General features: G+C 46.5%; 20 protein-coding genes and 1 pseudogene. 11 read left to right on the top strand and 10 right to left on the bottom strand.

What is annotated here, in order from left to right; all coding sequences use genetic code 11:
* Positions 1-71: 71 nt before the first annotated feature.
* Positions 72-689 (bottom strand): ribosome silencing factor, encoded by a 618-nt coding sequence (gene rsfS, locus IPJ02_08735; protein MBK7375626.1) that lies wholly within the window; start codon positions 687-689, stop codon positions 72-74.
* Between rsfS and IPJ02_08730 the strand changes: the two genes are divergently transcribed.
* On the top strand, positions 615-1352 hold the full coding sequence (locus IPJ02_08730; protein MBK7375625.1) for a biotin--[acetyl-CoA-carboxylase] ligase: 738 nt from the start codon (positions 615-617) through the stop codon (positions 1350-1352). The two genes, rsfS and IPJ02_08730, sit on opposite strands and share 75 nt — an antisense overlap.
* Positions 1353-1372: 20 nt before the next feature.
* Here IPJ02_08730 and IPJ02_08725 read toward each other — a convergent pair whose 3' ends face one another.
* The 3 genes from IPJ02_08725 to IPJ02_08715 form a co-directional block, all read right to left on the bottom strand.
* Positions 1373-1744, bottom strand: a complete 372-nt coding sequence (locus IPJ02_08725; GenBank protein ID MBK7375624.1) for a hypothetical protein — start codon at positions 1742-1744, stop codon at positions 1373-1375.
* Positions 1745-1773: 29 nt separating this feature from the next.
* Positions 1774-2259, bottom strand: coding sequence for a thioredoxin-dependent thiol peroxidase (gene bcp / locus IPJ02_08720; protein ID MBK7375623.1), 486 nt, complete (start codon positions 2257-2259; stop codon positions 1774-1776).
* Between the two features lie 170 nt (positions 2260-2429).
* Complete coding sequence (locus tag IPJ02_08715) at positions 2430-4115, bottom strand: M23 family metallopeptidase (GenBank protein MBK7375622.1); 1686 nt, start codon at positions 4113-4115, stop codon at positions 2430-2432.
* A 131-nt stretch (positions 4116-4246) separates the two neighbouring features.
* Here IPJ02_08715 and IPJ02_08710 point away from each other — a divergent pair, with 131 nt between their 5' ends.
* From IPJ02_08710 to IPJ02_08685, 6 genes and pseudogenes are all read left to right on the top strand, one after another.
* Positions 4247-4945, top strand: a complete 699-nt coding sequence (locus IPJ02_08710) for a hypothetical protein (protein ID MBK7375621.1) — start codon at positions 4247-4249, stop codon at positions 4943-4945.
* Between the two features lie 103 nt (positions 4946-5048).
* Positions 5049-7891: pseudogene (gene carB / locus IPJ02_08705) on the top strand (carbamoyl-phosphate synthase large subunit).
* A gap of 336 nt (positions 7892-8227) precedes the next feature.
* On the top strand, positions 8228-10357 hold the full coding sequence (locus tag IPJ02_08700; protein ID MBK7375620.1) for a ComEC family competence protein: 2130 nt from the start codon (positions 8228-8230) through the stop codon (positions 10355-10357).
* Positions 10358-10447: 90 nt separating this feature from the next.
* Positions 10448-11356: an OmpA family protein gene (locus IPJ02_08695; protein ID MBK7375619.1), complete on the top strand. Its 909-nt coding sequence runs from the start codon at positions 10448-10450 to the stop codon at positions 11354-11356.
* Between the two features lie 300 nt (positions 11357-11656).
* Positions 11657-13192 (top strand): bifunctional phosphoribosylaminoimidazolecarboxamide formyltransferase/IMP cyclohydrolase, encoded by a 1536-nt coding sequence (gene purH / locus IPJ02_08690; protein MBK7375618.1) that lies wholly within the window; start codon positions 11657-11659, stop codon positions 13190-13192.
* A 13-nt stretch (positions 13193-13205) separates the two neighbouring features.
* Positions 13206-14069, top strand: a complete 864-nt coding sequence (locus IPJ02_08685; GenBank protein ID MBK7375617.1) for an EamA family transporter — start codon at positions 13206-13208, stop codon at positions 14067-14069.
* A gap of 54 nt (positions 14070-14123) precedes the next feature.
* Here the strand turns inward: IPJ02_08685 and IPJ02_08680 are convergent, their stop codons facing one another.
* The 3 genes from IPJ02_08680 to kbl form a co-directional block, all read right to left on the bottom strand.
* A complete protein-coding gene (locus tag IPJ02_08680) occupies positions 14124-15449 on the bottom strand; it encodes a hypothetical protein (protein MBK7375616.1) in 1326 nt (441 codons plus the stop codon).
* A gap of 600 nt (positions 15450-16049) precedes the next feature.
* The gene (locus IPJ02_08675; protein ID MBK7375615.1) at positions 16050-17426 is read right to left on the bottom strand and encodes an iron-sulfur cluster-binding protein; all 1377 of its coding nucleotides are present in this window, start codon (positions 17424-17426) and stop codon (positions 16050-16052) included.
* A 6-nt stretch (positions 17427-17432) separates the two neighbouring features.
* Positions 17433-18620, bottom strand: coding sequence for a glycine C-acetyltransferase (gene kbl, locus IPJ02_08670; protein MBK7375614.1), 1188 nt, complete (start codon positions 18618-18620; stop codon positions 17433-17435).
* A gap of 324 nt (positions 18621-18944) precedes the next feature.
* Between kbl and IPJ02_08665 the strand changes: the two genes are divergently transcribed.
* The 4 genes from IPJ02_08665 to IPJ02_08650 all read left to right on the top strand — a co-directional run bounded on the left by IPJ02_08665 (position 18945) and on the right by IPJ02_08650 (position 22316).
* The gene (locus IPJ02_08665) at positions 18945-19430 is read left to right on the top strand and encodes an RNA polymerase sigma factor (GenBank protein ID MBK7375613.1); all 486 of its coding nucleotides are present in this window, start codon (positions 18945-18947) and stop codon (positions 19428-19430) included.
* 57 nt (positions 19431-19487) lie between these two features.
* Positions 19488-20630 (top strand): hypothetical protein, encoded by a 1143-nt coding sequence (locus IPJ02_08660; protein MBK7375612.1) that lies wholly within the window; start codon positions 19488-19490, stop codon positions 20628-20630.
* Positions 20631-20676: 46 nt separating this feature from the next.
* Positions 20677-21519: an outer membrane beta-barrel protein gene (locus IPJ02_08655; GenBank protein MBK7375611.1), complete on the top strand. Its 843-nt coding sequence runs from the start codon at positions 20677-20679 to the stop codon at positions 21517-21519.
* 203 nt (positions 21520-21722) lie between these two features.
* Entirely contained in the window at positions 21723-22316 is a 594-nt protein-coding gene (locus IPJ02_08650; GenBank protein MBK7375610.1) for a L,D-transpeptidase, read from the top strand.
* Positions 22317-22326: 10 nt separating this feature from the next.
* Here the strand turns inward: IPJ02_08650 and IPJ02_08645 are convergent, their stop codons facing one another.
* From IPJ02_08645 to IPJ02_08635, 3 genes are read right to left on the bottom strand one after another with little or no spacing between them, the layout of a single operon-like run.
* A complete protein-coding gene (locus IPJ02_08645) occupies positions 22327-23100 on the bottom strand; it encodes a class I SAM-dependent methyltransferase (protein ID MBK7375609.1) in 774 nt (257 codons plus the stop codon).
* A 50-nt stretch (positions 23101-23150) separates the two neighbouring features.
* On the bottom strand, positions 23151-24365 hold the full coding sequence (locus tag IPJ02_08640) for an S-adenosylmethionine:tRNA ribosyltransferase-isomerase (GenBank protein MBK7375608.1): 1215 nt from the start codon (positions 24363-24365) through the stop codon (positions 23151-23153).
* On the bottom strand, positions 24362-25303 hold the full coding sequence (locus tag IPJ02_08635; protein ID MBK7375607.1) for an alpha/beta hydrolase: 942 nt from the start codon (positions 25301-25303) through the stop codon (positions 24362-24364). The genes IPJ02_08640 and IPJ02_08635 overlap by 4 nt, the downstream gene beginning before the upstream one ends.
* Positions 25304-25402 lie beyond the last annotated feature (99 nt).

Genomic DNA, 25402 nt, shown 5'->3' with positions numbered 1-25402 from the left:
CTTACTGGTTCTGTTACTTCAGGCTTTATATAACAGACGGACGTATCAGATTGTTATTTTAAATCGTGTAATTATTTATGTTCCATCATGGGGGCATCGCTCCACATTTCCTCCAGCTGGTAAAATTTTCTTGGTTCAGGCATCATTACATGAACAACGATATTCACGTAGTCGATCAGGATCCATTGTTGTGCCTGCCTGCCCTCGTGTTTATAGGCCACTTCCCCGCATTTTTCTTTCAGATCTGTTTCAATAAAATCTGCAATGGCTTTCAGCTGGGTAGTATTGCCAGCCTGGCAAATTATAAAAAAATCGGCCACGGCTTCGGGTATTTTACGGAGGTCGAGGCTTACGATCTTTTCACCTTTTTTCTCCTCGATGGCATGAATGATTGTTTTGAAGATCTTACTGTTTCTCGTTAATCGTACTATGCTGCTCTTTTTACGGGTATTTAATGCGTTCAAATTGTTCAAATGCGGTACTGTTTTTATTTTTTTTTGCCTGCCGCGGTCATTTATCCCGCTGCAAAGCCTGTTTGTTATTGTTTTTTTACAAAGTAGCTTGTAGCTTGCAAATAATCGCAAAAGTAACACTTCTTTGCCATTTGATTCATTATGCCCGCAGGCGGTTTTTTCAAAATAGTAGATACGGTGGACAGTACCAACAACTATGCCATGGAGAAGGTGCATGCCGGACTGGCAAACCATGGAATGGCCTGGTTTGCCAACGATCAAACGGCCGGAAAGGGGCAACGGGGAAAGGCCTGGAAAACAGAAAAAGGCAGCAACATAATCATGAGTATTGTACTGCAGCCCGGGCGCTTTAACAGCCAGCAGCAGTTTTTACTGAGTGCGGCTGTAGCCCTGGCCGTTTTTGACCTTTTCTCAAAATATGCCGGCGATGAAACAAAAATCAAATGGCCCAATGACCTGTATTGGCGTGACAGGAAGGCAGGAGGGGTACTGATTGAAAATGTATTTCATGGCAAGACCTGGAAATGGGCCGTTGTCGGGATCGGGATGAACATCAACCAGGTGGTTTTTGATGATTCACTGCAAAACCCCGTGTCGCTGCGGCAGGTCACCGGGAAGGCATTTGATGCCATTGCCCTGGCAAAAGAACTCTATGACCTGCTTATGAAAAACAGTTCGGCCCTGAATAAAGGGGCTGATAAAGACCTCCTGGAAGAGTATAACAGGAACCTGTACCGGTTGAACAGGCAGGTCATGTTAAAAAAGGGGGGCAGCAATTTTACCACAGCGATAAAAGGGGTTTCGGCAGAAGGCAGGTTGATGACCTCAGGTGATCCAGAACAGCAATTTGATTTTGGGGAAGTGGAATGGGTGCTTTAATGACCCGGAGCCAGCAGTACCTAGTTGTTTGGGGCACCACTGTCGATCCAGCATATGAAAGCATTGATCTGTGCCTGCGATATGGTTCCGCTTTGGGGCATGGCGCCGGAAAGGATGGCCGCCCGTATATTTGATTTTTTGGCAAATACTTCAGCATGCGTTGTAAAAGGGCCACCGGAATTTGCACTGCCCGCTGCATGACAGTTGCTGTTAATGGAACAAACCGTATTGAATATCGGTTGTACGTCTGTAGAAAATTTCGGACTGATGCCGGCACAGGAGAAAGTAATGCCTCCACCGGTTCCCCCACTGTTACCCGGGCTGCTTTTGCTGCATGAAACGAAGAGTGACCCTGCTGTAAAAACAAGAATAATAATGGCCGTTACTTTCATAAACAATGTATTTTAATGTTGTTTTGCTCTTAACGTTTTTTTTCTTCCATAAGTTGCCATGCCTGTATGATTTCTTCCGCATGCTGCTTGTTCCTGGGCTTCAGGAATATCTTTTTAACAATTCCTTTCTCATCGATCAAAAAAGTGGTACGGTGCAGTCCCATGTATTTCCGGCCATATAACTGTTTTTCTCCCCATACACCATATTTATCAATAATGGTATGACCGGGGTCCGCAACCAGGGTGAAAGGCAATCCGTATTTGCCTTCAAATTTCTTATGCTTCTTTTCTTCATCCGGGCTTACACCCAATACAACAAAACCCGCTTTTTTCAGCAGGGCATGATTATCCCGGAGGTTACAGGCCTGGACGGTACAGGTGGGGGTATCATCTTCCGGATAAAAATAAAGAACAACCTTCTTTCCTTTATGGTCACTCAGGGAAACCGTTTTGCCATCCTGGTCTTTTCCTTTAAATGAGGGGGCTTTGCTGCCTTCTGTTAAATGTGTTGCCATTGTAGCTGGTTAATTTGTTTATTGGTTGATCTGTTAATTCGTTAATCCGTTGATTAGTTAATTCGTTGATCCGTTAACTGGGTGACCCATATAAACAAATTAACAGATTAAAGGATTAACCCCGTATAAACAAATTAACGAATTAACAGATTAACTAATTAACTGGTTAACTACCGGGTGAAATGATAAACCTTTGTTGTGATGTTGCCCACCTGGTCTTCCGCTGTGATCTTTAATTCATGTTCTCCCGGCGCACACATGTTATCAAAGTCATAAACGAACCGGCGGCCTTTGTCGTTGCTGAAACGGAGCCATTGACCATCCAGTGTTGCTGTGAAATCTTTTATTTCTTCGGTGTTGTCTGTTATAACAAAGACAAGTTGTTTCAATTTACCCGTATTCATCCCCTCTTTAAAACCTAAAGGCCTTATGGATGGAGGAAGCGTATCGGTCAGCAGTTGGAAACTTCCAAACTCCCGGAAAGAGGCCCGGAACCATCCTTCTTGACTTCCATTTTTTACCGGCTCGGCTTTGGCATAGTCATGCCGTCCGTTTGCAAAGCGGTGCATCACCATTTTGCCGGGTAATGTGGTGGATGCTTTCATGCTGAGCGGAAAATAACTATGCAGGGGAATGCTGACGTTGTGCAGCTGGTAAACCGGGTTGTCCTGTTTGGGTCTTATTTCGCTGTAAACAAAACGGAAGGAATCATACAGGCAACCGGGCGGCAGGTAAAAGGAAATATTTTCGTTTTCAAAGACATTGATCATCCCAGGCGCAAACCATTGCTGCCCGGCATTCAAAACCGGGGATGTTGTTCTTTTCACTTCTTCTTTTATGCTCTGTCTGATGTCAAAGATCAGTTCCGAACTGTTTCCATCTGCATCCGTCACGGTTATTTTCATTCCCCTTGTACTGCTGTCGTTCAAAAGAACCAGGTCGGTATTTCCCGGTCTTAGATAAATGCCGTCTTTGTATCCCGGCAATTGGGACAAGTGCTGAACATAAGGTCCGCCGCTGCTTTTCAGTTTATGATCAATATGGGCATTCAGGTAGCGGGTTTCATCATAACCAATGTTGTTCATCCGGAAACCCGTGATCATTTTTCCACTGTCATACAAAAAGGCCTCATAGATCCCATTGCGGTTTGAAGAGCCGTTGCAGCGGTCGGTAGCCGTAATTCCGAAGCTTACCCTGTCTGTATTGACTTCGATCAGCGACGGCGTTGTTCTGTAAACGCCGTTTAATTTTTTGAGCGGGTAAAGTTTTGGGTTCTGTTCATAGGTGCTGATGTTCCGGTCATAAACGGCAAGCCGGTAAACATCCGGTGGCAGGGTGTCGGGAACCGGCATGCCGAATAAAGAGGGGTTCAGTACTTTTTCCGTCCTGGTCTCCCGTATCTCAAAATGCACATGCGGCCCTTGCGATGCCCCTGTATTGCCACTGTAGGCTATGAAATGACATTTTTCAACCGGGAAGAGGTTTGAGGGGATAGTAAGGTCAACGCTCCAGTTTTTTAATTTGTACTGCTGCTCCTTCACATACCTTTCCAGTTCGGGAAAAAACTCATTCAAATGTGCGTAAAGGGTCGTAAACCCGTTTGGATGATCTATATAGATTGCCCTGCCATATCCCAGGGGTTCGATCTTTACCCGGGCAATATAACCTTCTGCTACAGCAAACACAGGCAGGTTTTGCTTTTGTGCAGTACGGCAGTCCAGCCCCATATGGTAATGATTGTTTCTCAGCTCCCCGAAATTGGCTACGATCTCCGGGGTAATGTCCAGTGGCCAGATAAAATATCCTTTGGGATACAAGGGCGATGGCTGGGAAAAAGAACAGGGGGAAATTAACAAAAGTATGAGCAGCTTATGTAATCCCCGTATTTTCAGAATCGTTACTTTTATCCGGTTAGAAAAAAATGCAATCAACAGGGCATAAAATTACTCATATTCGCTTAAACAACACTTAATCTAAAACAACTGCCATGAAACAGGTATTTATCAGTCTGCTTGTGATCTGTTCAGCCCAGGTCCTTTCCGCTCAAAACCCCGATTGCAAAGTGCTGCTTGATTCCATAAAAGGGACCTACGCGGGGGAATGCAGCAATGGCAAGGCAAGCGGCAGTGGAAAAGCAGTAGGGGCCCATACGTACGAAGGTGAATTCAAAGGCGGGCTACCCGAAGGAAAAGGCAAGTATACCTGGGCCAACGGCGATTATTATTACGGGAGCTGGAAAAAAGGACTGAAAGAGGGTAAAGGTGAGTTGCACCGGTTTGAGAACGGGAAGGAATCACTTATAACGGGTTATTGGAAAAAAGGGAATTACCGCGGTGAATATGAAAATCCCTATGTTATCAATAATGTTACCACCGATATCGGGAGGGTGGAGGTATCAAAGATGAACGACAAGGATTTTTCACTCAGCGTTACGGTGGAAAACCTGGTTAGCGGGGCTACCCTTACATCCGGTACTTTTCAGACCAGTTCTACCATGACGGCACACCAGGTAACCCGGGGCTCCTATGTAAGTAAATCCACCAATGCGCTTACCAATAAAGAAGTAACCACTTTCCGGGGTATTATCTTCCCTTTCCGGGCCATATTCAATTTTGGCAATACCATGATAGATATTGAGTTTTTTGAACAGGGTGCGTGGGATGTAAGGATACCCATCAATAAATAAGATGTTCACGTTCAAAACTATTATACCCGGTGTTTCCCGCCGGGTTTTTTATTTACATCATTAACAATTACTTTTGCACGCCACATAACCGGCAATTCTGCGTATGCCAAAAGATAATTCCATTCAATCGGTTTTGATCATAGGTTCGGGCCCCATCATTATCGGCCAGGCCTGCGAATTTGACTATTCCGGTACCCAGGCAGCCCGTTCACTACGGGAAGAAGGTGTAAAGGTCATCCTGATCAACAGTAACCCAGCCACCATTATGACCGACCCCATGATGGCCGACCGGGTTTACCTCCTGCCACTTACTGTGGAAAGTGTGGAGCAGATACTGGAGGAAAATCAGATCGACGCCGTTTTACCAACCATGGGCGGACAAACAGCCCTCAACCTGTGCAAGGAAGTGGATGAACTGGGTATCTGGGAAAATATGGTGTCCGGCTGATAGGCGTGGATATTAAAGCCATCGACAAGGCGGAAGACAGGGAAAAATTCCGCCAGTGGATGATAGAAATGAATATTCCTGTATGCCCGGCAAAAATTGCCAACTCATTTTTGGAAGGAAAGGAATTTGCCCAGCAGATCGGTTTCCCGCTGGTACTTCGTCCTTCCTTTACGCTGGGAGGAACGGGGGGCAGCATTGTTTTTAATAAAGAAGAACTGGATGAGGCGTTGAATGCAGGCCTTACTGCAAGTCCCATACATGAAGTGCTGGTTGAAAAAGCCGTGCTGGGATGGAAGGAATTTGAACTGGAACTTTTAAGGGATAATGAAGATAATGTTGCCATCATTTGCGTGGTTGAGAATTTCGACCCCATGGGGGTGCATACCGGTGATTCCATTACCGTGGCACCGGCCATGACGTTGAGTGATACCGCTTACCAGCACATGCGTAACACGGCGATCTCCATGATGCGTAACCTGGGAAATTTTGCAGGGGGATGTAATGTCCAGTTTGCACTCAACCCGAAAACAGAAGAACTGATCGTGGTGGAGATCAACCCGAGGGTCAGCCGTTCGTCGGCCCTGGCAAGTAAAGCCACCGGTTATCCCATTGCAAAAGTTGCTGCAAAGCTTGCCATCGGTTATAACCTGGATGAATTAAAGAACCAGATCACCCAATCAACATCTGCTTATTTTGAACCGGCACTGGACTACGTGATCGTAAAGATCCCCCGCTGGAATTTTGATAAGTTCAAAGGGGCAAAGGATACACTCGGGTTCCAGATGAAGAGCGTGGGGGAAGTGATGGGGATCGGAAGAAGCTTTGCCGAGGCGGTGCAGAAAGCCTGCCAGAGCCTGGAGAATGATGTGGTGGGACTTGGTTATTATGGCAAAAGCCTGATGCATACCGAAGAATTACTGGAGTACATCAAGATCCCCAAGTGGGACAGGATATTCCGGATCAAAGACGCCCTCATGGCGGGAGCCAGCATTAAACGCATCTGCGAAAGCACCAAGATCGACCGCTGGTTCATTTACCAGATACAGAAGATATGCGATTGTGAAAAAGAGATCGCTAAGTATGATCTGAATACCCTGCCGGAAGGATTATTAAGAGAAGCGAAGTTGCTTGGATTCAGCGATGAACAGCTTAAAAACATTATGAAGGAGGAAGATGCAGAGCTGGTTTATGAAAAAAGAAAAGCGATGGGACTTACCCGGGTGTACAAGATGGTAGATACCTGCAGTGCCGAGTTTGAAGCAAAGACGCCTTATTTCTATTCTACGTTTGAGAATGAACCGGCTAATGAAAACAGGTTGGTAAGCAATGAAAGCATCGTTTCCGGTAAAAAGAAGATAATCGTGCTGGGCAGCGGCCCCAACCGGATCGGCCAGGGCATCGAGTTCGACTATTGCTGTGTACACGGTCTGCAGGCCATCAAAGAATCCGGTTACGAAGCCATCATGGTCAACTGCAATCCCGAAACCGTTTCCACCGATTTTGACATTGCCGACAAACTTTATTTTGAACCGGTGTTCTGGGAACACCTGTGGGAGATAATAGAACATGAAAAACCCTACGGGGTGATCGTTCAGCTGGGCGGACAAACCGCGCTGAAGCTGGCCAAACGCCTGCATGAAAAAGGAATAAAGATAATCGGCACTTCATTCGACAATATGGATATTGCCGAAGACCGGGGGCGGTTCAGCGACAAGCTGAAAGAACTCGGGATCCCGTACCCGAATTACGGCACCGCGTATAATACCGATGAAGCCATCGAGGTTGCCAACCAGGTTGGTTACCCGGTGCTGATAAGGCCCAGTTATGTTCTGGGCGGGCAACGGATGCGGATTGTGATAAATGACGAAGACCTGGAAAAAGGGGTGCTCAGTTTAATAAAACATTTGCCCGGCAATAAGATATTAATTGATCATTTCCTGGACCGCTGCCAGGAAGCGGAGATCGATGCCATTTTCGACGGAGACGATTTTCATGTGATGGGTGTGATGGAGCACATTGAACCAGCCGGTATCCATAGCGGCGACAGCAATGCGGTGCTGCCGCAATTCAACCTGTCTCCATTGATCGTGCAAACGATGGAAGAGTATGCAGAAAAGATCGCACGAACCTTACAGATCAAAGGGCTCATCAACATCCAGTTTGCCATCAAAGACGGCAATGTGTTTGTAATTGAAGCCAACCCAAGGGCAAGCCGTACCACGCCGTTCATTGCCAAGGCATACCAGATACCCTACCTGAACATTGCCACCCGGATCATGATGGGGGTCAACAAGCTTAAAGATTTCACGTTCGAGAAAAAGCTTACCGGCTTTGCCATTAAGGAGCCCGTTTTCTCTTTCAACAAATTCCCGGGTGTGAACAAAGAGCTTGGGCCGGAGATGAAAAGCACGGGTGAAGCCATCCGCTTTATCAAGGACCTGCGGGATCCCTACTTCAGGCAATTGTATAAAGAACGGAGTATGCACCTGAGTAAATAGTCTCCTAACGGGTAGTACAAAAGGACTGTCATGCTAAGCCCGCCTTGTTGGCAAACAGGGAACGAGGCATCTTATGCTGCGAAGTTCACTCCCGGATATAAAAATATCATGCTTTCTTTTTTCCCTTCTGCGGAGCAGGCAAGCTCGCCTTCAGACTGGCAATTTACTCTTTGATCGTATGGATCATCCGGGTTAGTTCCTCATGTCGCTTTTGGTGGCCATGCCATAAGGCTTATCGTTGTCTTCCATCCTGTTGGCCGGCGGCAGCAGGCTAAAAACATATTTTAACGGGAAATAAATCGTGGCGGAACCTTACACCTGTATTTATTTTGCCGCATGTCCCCCACTTACGGCATACCCGTTTGGAAGAAAGCGCCTGTATTGCGTTTGCTGCTGCCATTCATTGCAGGCATTCTCCTCCAATGGCAGTTGCAGATCTCCCTGCAGGTGATCCTGGTTGCTTTGATTTCCTTCAGCCTTGCCCTTCTTTTGTTTTTCCTGCTTCCTGTATCACTGCGGTTTAAATTTCAGCCGATGCAGGGTTTTATCATTCACCTGATGCTGGTTGGCGTTGGTTTATTGATCACCTGGCAGAAAGATACCCGGCATGATAAGCGTTGGTATGGGAATCAGTATCAGAACGGGAGCCTCCTGTTGGTCCGCCTTGACGAACCACTGGTTGAGAAAAACAGGTCCTTTAAGGCAGAAGCCATTGTGGAAGCAGTTATGCGAAAGGATGATCTCATTCCGTGTAAAGGAAAACTATTGCTTTATTTTTCAAAGGACAGTTTTGAGCATGACCTGAAATATGGCGACAGGATACTGATTCAAAAAGCGCTTCAGCCCATAAAGAATTCCGGTAACCCCGGCGCTTTTAACTACCAGCGCTATGCTGCTTTTCAACAGACCTTTCATACTGTTTTTTTAAAGGAGAAGGACTGGATTAAAACAAACGATAAAAGTGAACATGCCAGCCGGCTGCAACAATTCATTTTTGATGCAAGGGAATATGTGCTGTCTGTTTTACGAAAAAGAGTAGGGGCTGGTCATCCCGGCAGCAACCGCGATGAACTGGGCATTGCCGAGGCCTTGCTGATCGGCTATACCAACGACCTGGATAAGGACCTGGTGCAGGCTTACAGCAATACCGGCGTGGTGCACATCATTGCTATTTCCGGTATGCACCTGGGGTTGATATACGTGATGCTGGTTTGGCTGTTTGCCAGGCTGCCTTTTATTAAAGACTCAAAACGGGTTCAGGCCATTTTGATCTTAACCTGCCTTTGGTTATTCTCCCTGCTCACGGGGGGCGCTGCTTCGGTCATACGTTCTGCGGTCATGTTCACATTCATTGCACTTGGTAAGGCATTTATGGAAAAACAATCATCCATATTCAGTTCACTGGCAGCATCAGCATTTGCAATGCTCTGTTACGACCCCTATTATTTGTGGGATGTTGGTTTTCAGCTGTCGTACCTGGCCGTAGTTGGCATCGTGGTATTTCAACGACCCCTTTACAATTGTTTCTATGTTAAAAATAAATGGCTGGATAAGGTCTGGCAGTTGATGGCGGTTTCCACGGCGGCACAACTGCTCACATTCCCGGCCTGTATTTATTATTTTCACCAGTTCCCGAATCTGTTTCTCATTACGAACATCATTGCGGTTCCGTTGTCCGCCATTATCCTCTATGCAGAGATCGCATTGGTGGCTTTATCCTGGGTGCCGTTTTTAGGCGCCTGGCTTGGTAAACTGGTGGCCGGTTTGGTTTGGGTAATGAATAAGATCATTCTCCGGATAAATGAATTACCCTTTGCGGTATGGGATAAGATACCGGCTACGGCGCTTACCACCTGGCTGCTGTATGCGGTGGTGACAGGTTTCAGTGCCTGGCTGATGACAAAAAACAAAAACCTTTTTAAGTCCGGGTTGATCTGCCTCTTGATTTTTACTGCCATTCTCACGTATAATGAATGGCAGGTAGGGAAGCAACAAAAGATAATCGTTTACAATGTACCCCGGCACCAGGCCATCGATTTTGTCAGCGGCACCCGCTACCGGTTCATCGGCGACCGTGTTTTGCTCGAAGACGGGCTCCTGCAGAACTTTCACCTGAAGCCCGGGAGAATATCCATGCAACTGAACAAAAGGGTGGATCCGATGAATGACCTTTTCCACCGCGGGATCTTTTACCAGTTCTTTGACAGGAGAGTTGTGGTCATCAATGGATCCTTCCGGGCAGTACCCATTCAGCCAAAACCAAAGGTTGATCTTGTTGTCATCTCAAAAGATCCCCGGCTGCATATCTCACAGCTAACCGCTGTTTTCAATTGCAGCCAATTTGTTTTTGATGCTTCAAATCCTTCCTGGAAAATTGAAAAATGGCTGGAAGAGTGCAGTTCGCTGAATGTACAGGGCCATTCCATTCCAGGCCAGGGTGCATTCATACTGGATATTGGCATGTAAGTTGCATCTTTAATTTCCTGTTAATTTGACCAAATTACTTTTCGTTTGGCAGGGAGCAGCTAAATTTGCACTGTCATTAAATTTTTAAGAATGAATGCTACCCGGCTGCTGGTGATCTTGTTGTTGTTTGCGTGCTGTTCCTCATTTTTAGCCGGTACTGTTGTTAAGGGTGTAAAGGCAGGCCATTCCATTCCCGGTAAGACCAGGGATACGGTATTGATACGGTTCGACTATAAGCAATCGGCCCTCTATCATACGTTTACGTTTGATGTGCTGGACAGCGTTATTGCCATCCTGAAAAAGAACAAGGAAGTTACCATTTCCATCGACGGCTATGCGTATAAAGATGAAGGCAGCGATACCATCTGCTATTATCTCTCCCTTAACCGGGCATTATTCATTCAAACATATATACTGGGAAGGGGGGTGGACAATACCAAGATCATTTCTGTAACAGGCCATGGTAAAACAAAATCCTTATACCAGGGTACCGACAAGGATGGTTTTAAGATAAACTGCCGGGCCGAGATCACACTCAATTATCCTGCACTGCCTGAAAAGATCATCATCGCCGACCGGGATGGAGATGGGATTGCTGATACCAACGATAAATGCCCGGATGAGTTTGGCTACATAGATAAAGACGGTTGTCCCAACAGGGGTTTTGTGGTTGTACCGTTTGAACCACTGCAGTCGAACCTTTTTACAACAAGCTATAAGGTATTGGATAGTGTTATAAATATTTTAAGCGGAGATCCCTCTCTGACCATTTCCATTGAAGGGCATGCATACAAAACCGAAGGCATCAGCCAGGTCTGCGAACGCCTGTCAACAGAAAGGGCCCTGATCGTTAAGAACTACCTTTTGTCCCGCCATGTTGATCTGTCACGGATCGACTTTGTTAAAGGACTGGGTAATACAAGACCGTTGAATGCCGGGAATAATCCACAGGAAATACTGCGTAATTCAAGGGCCCAGATTTCTTTCTCCACGCATTGATTCCTGTTTATGATCAACAGGATCTTTTTCTGCCGACAGGGTTCAGGCCGCAGGTAGTGTATCAGTTTGAAAATTTTAAACCACAAATCCTGTCAGGCTGTCCCGATAGCTATCGGGATGTCGAAGCTGATCGTACTGATAAACCGCCTTCGACAGGCTCAGGCTGACATTTATTTTTTCAAACTGATACACTACCGGCCTCAACAATGACCCCCCCGGGAGATCAAAATACCATAAATTTGCCGCTGAAATTGATTTACAGGCCCAGATTTTCGGGGCAATTCACTTCAATCACCACACATGCAGAAGAAAATTCAGTCGGCGCTTATTTCCGTTTTTTATAAAGATGGACTGGAGAATATTGTACAGCAGCTGAACCGGTTGGGGGTAACCATTTATTCCACCGGCGGAACACAAAAATTCATTGAAGATCTCCAGGTGCCCTGTGTGCCGGTTGAATCATTAACAACCTACCCGTCTATTTTAGGGGGCCGTGTTAAAACATTGCATCCTTCTGTTTTTGGGGGAATATTGGGTAAACGGGATGATGCGCAGCATGTGGCTGAGATGGAACAATACAAAATTCCGGAGATCGACCTGGTGATCGTTGATCTCTACCCGTTTGAAGAAACAGTAGCGCAGGTTTCTTCCTCCTCTTTTGGAGGAGGTCAGGAGGAGGCCGAAAAACTCATCATTGAGAAGATCGATATCGGCGGCCCATCCATGATACGGGCTGCAGCAAAGAACCATGCTGCTGTTACAGTGGTTGCAGCAAAAAAGGATTATGCGCTGCTGGAAGAAATATTGAATACCCAAAACGGGGAAACAACGCTTGCGCAGCGCCGCATGTTTGCCATTAAAGCATTCGATGTTTGTACCGGCTATGATATTGCCATCTCCAATTATTTTAACAGCACCGGGTTCATCGATCCCTTTAATAAGCAGAAGACGATCCTGCGCTATGGCGAAAACCCACACCAGCAGGGTGTTTTCTATGGCAACCTCGATGAATTGTTCAACCAGCTGAATGGCAAGGAGCTTTCGTATAATAATTTAGTGGATGTGGATGCTGCGGTGCAGATCATTGCAGAATTTAAGGAAACCGTTTTTGCCATCATCAAGCATACCAATGTGTGTGGCATTGCAGCAAGGAAAACGGTAAAAGAAGCCTGGGATGCCGCCCTGGCCGGAGACCCGGAAAGCGCCTTTGGCGGTGTGCTGGTTTGTAATGCGGCTGTTGATAAAGCAACCGCCGATGCCATCAATGAAATATTTTTTGAAGTACTGATCGCCCCGGCTTATGATGAAGAGGCATTGAAGATCCTCCGGTCAAAAAAGAACAGGATATTACTGCAGCAGAAAAAACATTCTGCAAATGCGGATCAGTACAGGTCTGTTTTAAACGGGGTATTGGTACAGGGAACGGACCTGGGCAATTATACCGAATGGAAAGAAGCGGGAGGAAGAGAAACATCTGCAAAAGAAAAAGAGGACCTGGTATTTTCCAATATTGTCTGCAAGCATTTAAAGAGCAATGCCATTGCGCTGGTGAAAAACAAACAGCTGATCGGTAAGGGTTGTGGTCAGACATCCCGGATCGATTCATTGCGGCAGTCGATGGAAAAAGCAAAGCAGTTCAGTTTTGACCTGAACGGCGCCGTATTGGCAAGCGATGCCTTTTTCCCTTTTGATGATTGTGTGAAGATCGCACATGCAGCAGGCATCGGTGCTTTTATTCAGCCCGGGGGATCCATCCGTGATAAAGATTCAATTGATTACTGCAAAGCCAATGGGCTGGCCATGGTGATAACAGGGCTCCGTCATTTTAAACATTAAGTACCGCAAGTAAATGAACATCAGCAAAAATTTACCTAAAGGGAAGGCCGGGGGATATCTTGCACTAAGCATTACCAGCATAGTGTGGGGCACCACCTGGGTTGCCAGTAAGATTGCTGTTACAGATATGCCGGCCCTTCAGATGGCTTCCATCCGCCAGTTTTTCGGGGGCAGCTTTTTTGTTTTGTTCTTCCTGTTCTATAAAAAGATCGGGTTCCCTACCCGTAAGCAGTTTGGCTGGCTGCTGATGATGGCCATACTGATGTTTGTGATGGCAAACGGGTTAAGCACCTGGAGCCTGAATTATATCCCAACAGGGTTAAGCGCTTTAATAGGCGCCTTGTACCCGTTGAGTGTAGTTATCATTGAAATGCTTTTTTTCAGGAACCGCAACCTGAATACCATTACATTCATCGGGTTGTTGCTTGGCATAACCGGCATCGGCATTGTATTTTACGAAAGTGCATTTCAGCATCACCCCGAGGGTTTTTTATTTGGTGTGCTGCTTTCTGTTATCGCCATGCTGTCGTGGAGTGTGGGTACCATTTTCATTGTACGGAATAAACTGAACATGAATCCCTATTATGCCACCGGCTGGCAAATGCTTATCAGTTCGGCGATACTTTTTGTGGTTGCAAACCTGTTTCAACCGGCTGTTGCCCTGCAAAATATAACAACCAGGTCCTGGGTGGCCATCACATACCTGGTGCTGGCCGGTTCTTTACTGGCATTTGTTGCATTCATCTATTCCATGAAAAAACTGCCCGCTGCATTGTCTTCTTTATATGCGTATATCAACCCGCTGGTGGCCATGGTAACCGCCGCCATTGTGCTGGATGAGAAGCTAACCATGAATATCCTGTGGGGGCCATTGTAACCCTGATCGGGGTGTTCCTGGTGAATTACAGCATAAAGCGCAACCGGGAGAAGATCATTGCTGAGCCAGAGCTATGAATTTTTCATACAATTCTTTCCACCCGGTAAACTCCTTTGCGGTACCTAAAAAATTATTATGCCAGATACTGGTAAGGGTGCCATTCACTTCTTTGCAAACGGATGAATAGTGCAGCAGTTCATCAGCCGTTTGCCGGACCGATTGCTTTTGTTCGTAATACGCATTGGCATCCATGAAACAAAAGGGATGAACCCTCAATTCAGTCTGCTCTTCCTTCTCCAGGTCGTACCAGTAAAAGGATGATGCAACGGAGGCCCTGAACCCGTTGATGCTGCCATAGCCCATGGAGTGATCGTCGGTGATCCCTGCTTCAACCAGTTTACGGTACTCCCCCGGGAGGTTAAAACGGATATAATGCTGGCGTGACCTGCTGATGGCGTTCAGGTCGCTGGAAGCGCCCCGACCGCCATCGGCCATGGCTTCCAGCAGTTCCTTTTCTTTTTTTAGGAGGGAAGGAGTATCCCCGCTTTGCCAGGAAGGATGCAGGCCGATGGAATATTTTTTTGCATGTTGCTTTACCAGCTTCCAGACGGCATCTTTATGCGGGAGGATATTCTTATCGTATTGGCCATTCTTTTCTGCAACCAGGAAGAAATAAATCGGTTGCAAATGATAACGCTGGTGTAACCGGTGCAGCCATTCATAGGAATCAAAAGGGTCCTGCACCGATCTGGCCAGTACACGTATTCTTTCTGCCGAAGGGGATTTGATGAAACCACCGATATTTCTCAGCAGGCCCTTGTGCCTGTACGAATAAGCTATGTCAATATCATAGGTTGGTTGAAAACGGAAATTCGTAAACTGCGCATTGAATATTGAAAATTTCTCCTTTAGTTTTTCTGCAAACGCCTTCACCCAGATATTGATCAATGGCATGTCCAGGAAACCTTCTTTAAAAGCCAGTGAATTCTGGTGGGCATACCTTCCGTACATGTCTTTTTCATGCGGCAGGTATTCTTCATACCGGGTGAGCAGGTAAAAGGAAGCCGCAAAAATATCGAAGGGAAGATCCGAATTATGTGTTCTGAAAAAGGCTTTGCTGCCATTCACCTCAAAGCAGATGACCTCCTGCCGGATGATTATCTCATCAAACAATAAACTGTTGCCTTGTATATTAAATGCGTTCACGCCCCCGGCGGAATGAATATCCGCATCACTGTAATTGATCTTTACGCCCTGGTAGTTCCTGAATTCCTCCGGGTCGATGGTTATTGAAAAATCAACTTCCATCAATTCTTTAAAAATAAAATGACAGATATACTGCAGCCTCGGCGATGTAATATGAGAATAGATCAATACCATTCCTGCACAAAATAAAAAAGTTCCGGCACAGTGGGCTAATTCATGATTTACCGGGAGTGGCCGGTGAGGACACCGGCCACGGCGAAGAGCAGATATACTGCAGCCTTTGCGAGGTAATATGGGAACAGATCAATACCATTCCTGCATAAAAGAAAAAAGTTCCGGCACAGTGGGCTAATTCATGATTTACCAGGATTGGCCGGTGAGGACACCGGCCACGGCGAAGAGCAGATATACTGCAGCCTTGGCGAGGTAATATGGGAACAGATCAATACCATTCCTGCACAAAAGAAAAAAGTTCCGGCACAGTGGGCTAATTCATAATTTACCAGGAGTGGCCGGTGAGGACACCGGCCACGGCGAAGAGCAGATATACTGCAGCCTTGGCGAGGTAATACGGGAACAGATCAATACCATTCTTACACAAAAGAAAAAAGTTCCGGCAGAGTGGGCTAATTCATGATTTACCAGGAGTGACCGATGGAACAGCAGCCACGGCGACCAGCACCGGGAGTGGTTGGTGAGGACACCAACCACGGCGGTCCTCCGTGGCCGGTGTCCTCACCGGCCACGATCCTCACCAAACACAAATGAAAGATTTTATTTTTTGTACCGCTCTTTCCACATCTGGTTAAAGGTCTTTTGGCTGAAGTTCAGGTCGCTGCGGTTTTCTTTCCAGCCTTTGAACATCCCATTCACCACTTTGTTCTTCAGGCTACCGCTTCCCAGGTTCATCAGGCCTCTTTTCAGGCTGGCAATACGCCATGCTTTCCAGGCCATCTTTTCGGTGAAGCTGGTCAATCCTTCTTCCACGGATTCGTACCGGTTCTCCAGCAGCAGTTCATGCAAATTGATCTTTACGGCACAAACCTCCGTGCAATTGCCACAAAGGGATGAAGCATAACTTAAATGTTTGAATTCATCCATGCCCTGCAGGTGCGGTGTGATCACGCTGCCGATGGGGCCGCTGTAAGTAACGCCATAGGCATGGCCGCCTATGTTCTTATAAACGGGACATGCATTCAGGCAGGCGCCGCAGCGTATGCAGTACAGGCTTTCCCGTTGTTTTGGGTTTTGCAGAATGTTGGTGCGGCCGTTGTCTAAAAGTATCACATACATTTCTTCCGGTCCATCTGTTTCATTCTCCTGCCTTGGCCCGGTAATGATGGTATTATACACGGTGATCTTCTGCCCGGTACCAAACGTGGAGAGTAAGGGCCAGAATAAACCAAGATCCGTTATGGAGGGGATCATCTTTTCAATACCCACAATGGCTATATGGGTTTTTGGAAAAGCACAGCTCAGTCTTGCATTGCCTTCATTTTCGGTAACGGCAATACCGCCGATATCGCTGATGAGAAAGTTGGCTCCGGTAACACCCACTTCGGCCTGCACATATTTCTCCCGTAACACTTCCCTTGCTTTCAACGTCAGTTGTTCAGGGGTGAAATTAATGGGGGTGCCTAATTTTTTATTGAAGAGCCGGGCCACATCTTCCTTGCTCTTGTGCATGGCCGGGGTCACAATATGGTAAGGTGGTTCTCCGTCTAATTGCTGGATATATTCGCCGAGGTCGGTTTCAATGCTTTCAATGCCGTTCTTTTCCAGGGCATCGTTCAGGTGGATCTCTTCGGTCACCATGCTCTTGCTCTTAACCAGCGACCTGCAATTCTTCTCCCGGCATATCTTCAATATTTCTTCAATGGCCTGCTCACCGTTCTCGGCCCATATCACTTTGCCGCCCCGCCTGGTAAAATTGAGTTCAAATTCTTCCAGTTGCTGGTCCAGTGTTTCAATGGCACGCCATTTCAGGTTCTTGGCCCGTTCCCTGGCCAGGTGCACATTGGCAAATTGTTCCTTTCCCTTCGGTACCACCGCATTGTATTTACCAATATTGAAATTGATCTTACGCCGGTGCTCCAGGTCGGCCGCTTTAACGGTGCTTTTGGCTATGAAGGTTTGAGATTGTTCTGACATTTGCGATTATTTAATTACACCTAATTCCTTCCCGATCTTAGTGAATGCTTCGATCGCTTTATCCAGGTGCCGCTGGCTGTGCGCTGCACTTAACTGCACCCGTATCCTTGCCTGTCCCTTTGCCACCACGGGGAAGAAGAACCCGATCACATAGATTCCTTCATCCAATAGTTTGGCTGCAAATGTTTGTGCAAGTACCGCATCGTATAACATGATGGGAACGATGGGATGGTCGCCGGGCTTTATATCAAAACCGGCTTCGGTCATTTTATTACGGAAGTATTTGGTGTTCTGTTCCAGCCTGTCACGCAATTCGGTTGTTTCGCTCAGCATATCCAGCACCGCAATGGATGCGCCCACGATACTTGGTGCCAGCGTATTGCTGAATAAATAAGGACGGCTTCTTTGGCGCAGCATTTCAATGATCTCTTTTCGTCCGCTGGTGAAACCTCCGCTTGCACCACCGAGTGCTTTGCCTAATGTACCGGTGATGATGTCGATCCGTCCCATTACGCCATGGTATTCATGCGTTCCCCGGCCGGTCTTGCCCAAGAATCCACTGCTGTGGCATTCATCGATCATTACGATGGCATCGTATTTATCCGCCAGGTCGCATATCTTATCCAGCCGGGCAATGGTGCCATCCATACTGAAGCTTCCGTCGGTTACAATGATCCGGCTGCGCAGGTGGGCCGCATCTTTAAGTTTTGCTTCCAGGTCTTCCATATTGTTATGCTCATAGCGGTATCGCTGTGCTTTGCACAAACGAACCCCGTCAATGATGGATGCATGGTTGAGTGCGTCGGAGATGATGGCATCTTCCTCTCCAAACAACGGTTCAAACACACCGCCATTGGCGTCAAAGGCAGCAGCGTACAGAATGGTATCTTCTGTTCCCAGGAAATCGGCCAGTTTTTTTTCCAGTTCCTTATGGATATCCTGTGTGCCGCAGATGAAACGGACACTGCTCATGCCATACCCACGTATATCAATGTATTTTTTGGCGGCAGCAATCACTTTGGGGTGGGAGGAAAGTCCCAGGTAGTTATTGGCACAGAAGTTCAGTACGGTCTTGCCGCTTACGATGATCTCGGCACCCTGTTCGCTGCTGATGATGCGTTCTTTCTTTAAAAGGCCGGCGGCTTCTATTTCCTTCAGTTCTGCGGATATCCGGGCTACAAATTTCTCGTTCATATATATATAGAATTATTAGGTGGGGCAAAAATAGGCTAAAATACCCGACCTCACCCCAACCCCTCTCCGCCAGCTGGCGGAGAGGGAACTGGAAGATTGGAGCGAAAAATGGAGCCTGTGAATAATTGCCAATCTTTGTTTTTCTATTGATTTGGCAGAAATAATGGTTGGTTATGTTGATTGTGCCACCCCTTTTCTCCGGGGAGAAGGGGTGGATGAGGCAAAAATTAACTTTTTTCCCTTCGGCTGTAACATTTTATTACCCAACTTCGTATAATACTTAAAACAACCCAACAGGAACTAATTTAACCGCCCCAAAGCTTTATGACGGAGAGAGAATATAATGAATGCGTAAACCTGTATGCAGACAATGTGTACCGCTTTATCCTCAAGAATCTGGGGCATACTGAGGACGCCAAGGATGTGGTGCAGGGGGCATATGAAAAACTATGGATCAACAGGGAAAAGGTGGAGAATGACCGGAGCAAGAGCTACCTGTTTACGATCGCTTATAACCAGATGATCGACCATGTGCGGAAAAGCAAACGCATAAGCCTGAAAGAAGACTTTACTGATAATGCCAAAGGGGCAATATCCCAGAAACACGACACCAAAAGAGTTTTGAATGAAGCCCTGGCCAAATTAAGTGAACAGCAACGGAGCCTGGTGATGCTGAAAGATTATGAGGGGTACAGTTATGAAGAGATCGGGCAGATAACCGGGCTGAATGAGAGCCAGGTAAAAGTGTACTTACACCGGGCAAGGTTGCAATTGAGGGAGTACATTGTGAGTCCTGAGAACGTTATTTAACCCCCTCCGCCCCCGCCAGCTGGCGGAGAAACTTGGGAGAATGAATATTTAAAGAGAATGAACATAAACCGCCATAATTACGAAGAGTTCTTCCTGCTGTATGTAGACAAGGAATTGTCTGCCGCAGAGCGAAAAGCTGTTGAAGTATTTGTGCAGGAAAACCCCGACCTGCAGGTGGAATTATCGGCCTTGCAGGGAACTGTTTTGAAAGCGGATGATGCAGTGCTCGATAAGAAGGACTGGTTGTATATGGAAGATGGTGTTTCTGCCCTCCAGGAAAATCTCCTCCTGTATGCCGATGATGAATTGTCTCCTGCTGATAAAAAAACAGTGGAAGCAATGCTGGCAACGGATAAGATTGCCGCGGCTGAATGGAATATTTTAAGGCAGACAAAAATACGACCGGATGATTCGGTGGTATTTAACGATAAAAGGTCCTTATACCGAACAGAAGGCGGCAGGGTGGTTGGGATAAGATGGTGGAGGACCGCAGCAGCAGCGGCTGTTCTGCTGGGCCTGGGGTTGTGGACCGGGGTGGCAGTTTATAACAATAATTTCAATACAACAACAGGCACGGAGGGTGGAATTGCAAAAGCAAACAACCCGGCTCCCGGAGAAATAAAGAACAGCACTGCAGAAAACAGGGCTGAGGTGAAAAGCCAGCCAGGTGATGAGCAGCAGCCTCAAAATGTGGCCTCCATGGAAGCGCCGGAAAATATAAAAGCGCAGGTTGTTACAAATGCAGACCAGGCTACCGGGAAGAATAATAAACAGGGCAACAACAGCCAGCAAAACACAATAGCAGCAGAGAATAAAAACGAAAAGCCAAACAACAATCTACCCAAGCCGTATTTTGAAAATATTAACAGGCAGGACCGTAACGAATATGCTGTGACAAACGTAACACCTGAAATGAACAACATCAACACTTCCGGGGTGAATGCTGTTGTAGTTAAAACCAATCCGGTTTTGACTGATATCAATAAAAGCGCTGCTGATCCAATAGCTGCTGCCATTCCGGTAGTTTATACGGATGAGAATAATAACAACGACCGCTTTCTTTACATGGATGAAGAGAAAGTGAAAAGAACAAAGTTGGGTGGATTCATACGCAAGGCAAAAAGGGCTTTGGAACGTACCACCAACGTAAAGACCGGCGACGGACTGAAAGTAGCCGGCTTCGAGATCGCATTAAAATAATCACTTAAAAAAAGAACAAATGAAAAGGCTAACGTTACTATTAGCAATGGCAATTATTTGCTTGAACGCATTGACCGTATCGGCACAGGAAAAAAAAGACACCATCCGCGTAGGAGGTATGATCATTGTTAAAGAAGGGAAGACAAACAGCGGCGGAGAAAAAAGAATGAAAATGAAAAGAGATCATTCGCCCAGGAAATTACGCAACGTAAGTACCAACTGGGGTATACTGGACCTGGGTTTCAGTAATTATGATGACAAGACCAATTACAGCGGCAACATGGGTGGTTACCTGGTTGACAGGCCGGGTTATCCTGCATTGGGTAAAAGCGATTTCAAGCTTCGTGCCGGCAAGAGCGTCAATGTAAATATCTGGCTGTTCATGCAAAGGCTTAACCTGGTCAAACATCATGTAAACCTGAAATATGGTTTGGGCATTGAACTGAATAATTACCGTTATAAATCAAGCATCAGTTACAGGGAAGGCGGACAGGTACCTTATGGCAACCTGCCGGCCATTACCAGTGATCCATTCATTTTCAGGGATTCGGTCTCATTCTCAAAGAATAAACTGGCAGCTGATTACCTGACTGTTCCGCTGATGCTGAATTTTGCGACCCACCCTGCCCATAATAATAAAGGAGTGAGCGTGAGTGTGGGGGTGAGTGCCGGCTACCTGTACAGCCAGCGTAACAAACAAAAAAGCGACGAAAGAGGTAAGTGGATCAACAAAGGCGAGTATGACCTGGAACGATTTAAGTTTTCCTATGTGGCAGAACTGGGACTGGGTCCTATCCGGATTTACGGATCATACAGCCCCAACTCCATGTATAAAAGGGCGCTTGACATCAGGCCTTATACGATCGGGTTACGGTTCAGCAACTGGTAAAATACGCCCTCACTCATTCCGTTGCTCCCGCAGCTATCGGGAAGGTTTTACCCCCGGTGGCGAGGGGTGGGTTCATCATACTGCTTCCGGCCCGGGCCGGAAGTTTTTTTTCCACATTTATTAATTTTTGTTAATGTTTTTCCCCAGATTAAAATATTTTTATGTGGCACATCGTTTGAGATTAGTAGAAAAATTATTTTTCAATGAGGGGTTCTAAATTTTTTCAATTTGTCATTTTAGGCGGCGTAATGGCGGCGGCCCTATCCTTTATTCCGCCGGTAAAAAAGAAGAGAACGGTTGCTAAAAAGGCCCCGGTAGCAAAAGCAGCAAAACCTGCTGTAAAAGACAGCATTGAAAATCCTTATTACATCATTGTGGACAAAAGTGATTACGAGTTGAAAGTCTATGACGATGAGGGCTGGTATGCTACTTACCCCATCGTTTTCGGCAGCAAGGACTTGAGCGATAAGATGAAGGAAGGTGATAAGCGGACGCCGGATGGAAGCTTTAAGGTTATCCTCAAGAAAATTCACCCCAAATGGGGGCCTGAGTTATTGCTTGATTACCCGAATGACATCAGTTACCAGCGGTTCAAAGAAAGAAAATCACGGGGCCTGATACCCCGGACAGCCAAAATAGGAGGAGGCATTGCCATACATGCCACCCGTCCGCAGGAAGAATGGACGATAGATAATTTTTATAACTGGACGGATGGATGTGTTTCGGTCAAATACACCGAGATGAAAGACCTGTTTAGTTATATACCCGTAGGTACACCCGTAACCATCCAGCAGTAAAGGTTTCCCGTTAATTCAGTTTGATCATGATGGCATGCCCGTTCAGGTTATGAATGATATGCCGGTCCGGCCTGTTCCTGTATTCTTCTACCAGTTTTGCCACCCCGGTACAGGAATGGAATCCATAGTCGTCAAAAACAACAACCCCCCCTGTGATGAGTTTGCTCCAAACCCATTCCAGGATGTCTTTGGCCGAATCATAAACATCCACATCAATATGGCATAAACCAAAGGGCTCACCTGCAGGAATTTCATTGGCTGTGTCTTCGGGAAAAATACCTTTCAGGATCTTATAATGCGGGTAACGGCTTTTATTCTTTAAAACATCTTCCACAATCTGCTGGCTGGTGTCGCTGTGTTCACCGCCGGTATAAAAACTGTCGTTGGCGCCGGCCTTGGCCACACCACTGAACGTATCGGCAAGGTACAAAGTGGCCGTACTCTTCAGGTCGGTCAACCGCTGCGACATGATGCCTGCGGTTCCGCCACGCCATACACCCACTTCAAGAATAGCCGCACCCGGGTTCAGCCCATGTACTTTATGCACCAGCTGCCAGAGTTCATAACAGCGGTAAATATCCACCAGGGTATTGTCCTTTATCTGGTTGTAGATATTCAGGAATGCAGCATCACCCTGCCAGGGTGTGTAATTGGCAGAGGGAAATGAAAAGCCATAATGAAGCCCGTCGATACAGAAGTTTGCCCTGCCTTTGTAAACAGGCCTTTTGCCGATGTAAATGCCGGTATTATCAAAAAGGCTGCGTATTATTTTCTTTAGTGACATGAAGGAAGAATGTTTTATAATATCAGGCAGGCAAAGCTAAGCAAGTAATCTTATTTGTTGATGAATAAAAGGCTTCCATCCCCATAGCTTAAAAAACGGAAATCATGCTGCAGGGCATGTTCATAAAGCATTCTCCAGTCGTTGCCAATGGCGGCAGCCACCAACAGGAGCAATGTTGATTGCGGTTGATGAAAATTGGTAATGACCGCATGGGCAATTTTAAAAGTATAGCCGGGAGCTATCAGGATCTGTGACCGGGTAAATAATCTTTCCTGCTTATTTACCTTCAGCCAGTTCTGTAAAGAAGATAATGATTCCACGGCAGGAACCCTGCTATTGACCAATGGTTCTTCATACACTTCCCATTGGGTAAGCTGCAGATCTTTTACATCGGGCTCAAGAATGGTCTTCACCCCCATCCAGTACAGGCTTTCCAGTGTTCGGAGTGATGTGGTGCCAACGGCTACAACCGGTTTATCAGCCAGGAGTAAAAGATCCCCGATCGTTTGGATACTTACTTCGATCCATTCCGCATGCATTTCATGGCCCTCCATGGTTGCTGCCTTTACGGGCTTAAAGGTTCCGGCACCCACATGCAGGGTAACAAAGCCCTTCTGAATATTCTTTTCCGCCAGGCGATCAAAGATCTCGCTGGTAAAATGCAGGCCTGCGGTGGGTGCCGCCACAGAACCTTCGTCTTTGGCATAAATGGTTTGATAGCGCTCGGCGTCTCCCGTCTCTGCTTTTCTTTTTATGTATGGCGGCAAGGGGATCTCCCCGCATTGTTCCAGCACTTCTGCAAAACTCAGCCCGGGCGGCTCCCAGGTAAACGCTACTACATAGGCATCCGGCAGTTTTTCTATCAGCGAAGCCGTTAATTCAACATTTTTAATTTTTAATTTTAAATTTTTCTCCTTCCACTTGCTTGCCCCACCGATCATGCATTTCCAGTTTATTTTACCGGTTGCAGACAGGGCTGTTGTATGATCTGCATGCCAGGGCTCCAGTAAAAATATCTCTATGATCCCACCCGTACTTTTCTGAAAAAGAACCCGTGCATTGATCACCCGGGTATTGTTAAAGATGAGTAAACAACCCGGGGGAAGATATTGATCTATGTTCTTATAAATATCTTCTTTGACCACCCCGCTTTGATAAACCAGCAGTTTTGATGCATCTCTTTCTGCCAGGGGATGGAGGGCTATCCGGTCAGCCGGCAGCTCATAGGTATAATCAAGTATGGATATTTTTTTTGGGTGGATCATTTTAAAAATGCGGCAATTTCGGCATCCCATTTTCCGGGTTCTTTTGTACAAATACTCTGGTGGTCGGCCGTTTCGTACACCACAAATCTTTTATTGCTGCCCGGGATGTTCCTGAATAAGATATCCTGTTCAGCCTGGGTAACCCGTGGGTCGTTCTTTCCCCATTGCAGCAATACCGGGCAATGAATGTCTTTTACATATTCCTGCGGTTTCATGCTAAATGCCCAGAAGCCATGCTCAGCGCCACCCCAGAAGGTAAGTAAGGTTGCAATGGGTTGCGGCGGCAGTCCCATCAGTTTCAACCGCCCCTTTACGGCATCTTCAATGGTTCCGAATGGCATTTCGAGAATTATTTTTTGCGGCTGTAACTGGTAATCATGAACCGCTTTGGTGATTGTTGCTGCTCCCATGGAGATCCCCCAAAGCACAATATTCCTTTCGCCCTTGTTCTTAATGTGATCATATGCCAGTTTTACATCTTCCACTTCGTCATAACCAATGGTGCATGTATTTCCTCCACTGCTGCCGTGCGCCCTGAAGTCTAACTGAAGGGTATTGTAACCCAGTTTCCGGAAAGCGGCTGCTTCATCATTGGTACCACTTTTTTTACCGCCATGCCCGTGAAAAAGGCAAACGGTGCCGACTGCCTTGGGGGCTTTAATATACCAGCCTTCCAGTTTAAGGCCGTCGGCAGTTTTTAAATAAACAGCCTGGAAGGCGGAATCGGCCGCAGGCATATTTACCTGCTTCACGGCGTTGATGCCAAACAGGATCTCTTTGGTCTTGTCCCACCCGGTCTTTTCTTCCATGGGCTTTACCCGGATGCTCCCGGCATCATAAAAATGGGTGAACTTCCAGGCATGAAAGGCCACGATCACATTTACCAGGATGAACAGCACAAGGGCCGTACGGATGAGGATCTTAAAGAATCGTTTCATATCTGCCTGCCGGGATTTTGCCAAAAGTAAATGTAAAAATTTTGTGAACGGTAAATAATTGCTTGTCCAATACCTGTAATTTTACACTCCACTAATTTT

It is taken from the genome of Chitinophagaceae bacterium (genome assembly GCA_016710165.1).
Taxonomy (GTDB): domain Bacteria; phylum Bacteroidota; class Bacteroidia; order Chitinophagales; family Chitinophagaceae; genus Ferruginibacter.
This window is presented reverse-complemented; position numbering and strand designations above follow the sequence as displayed.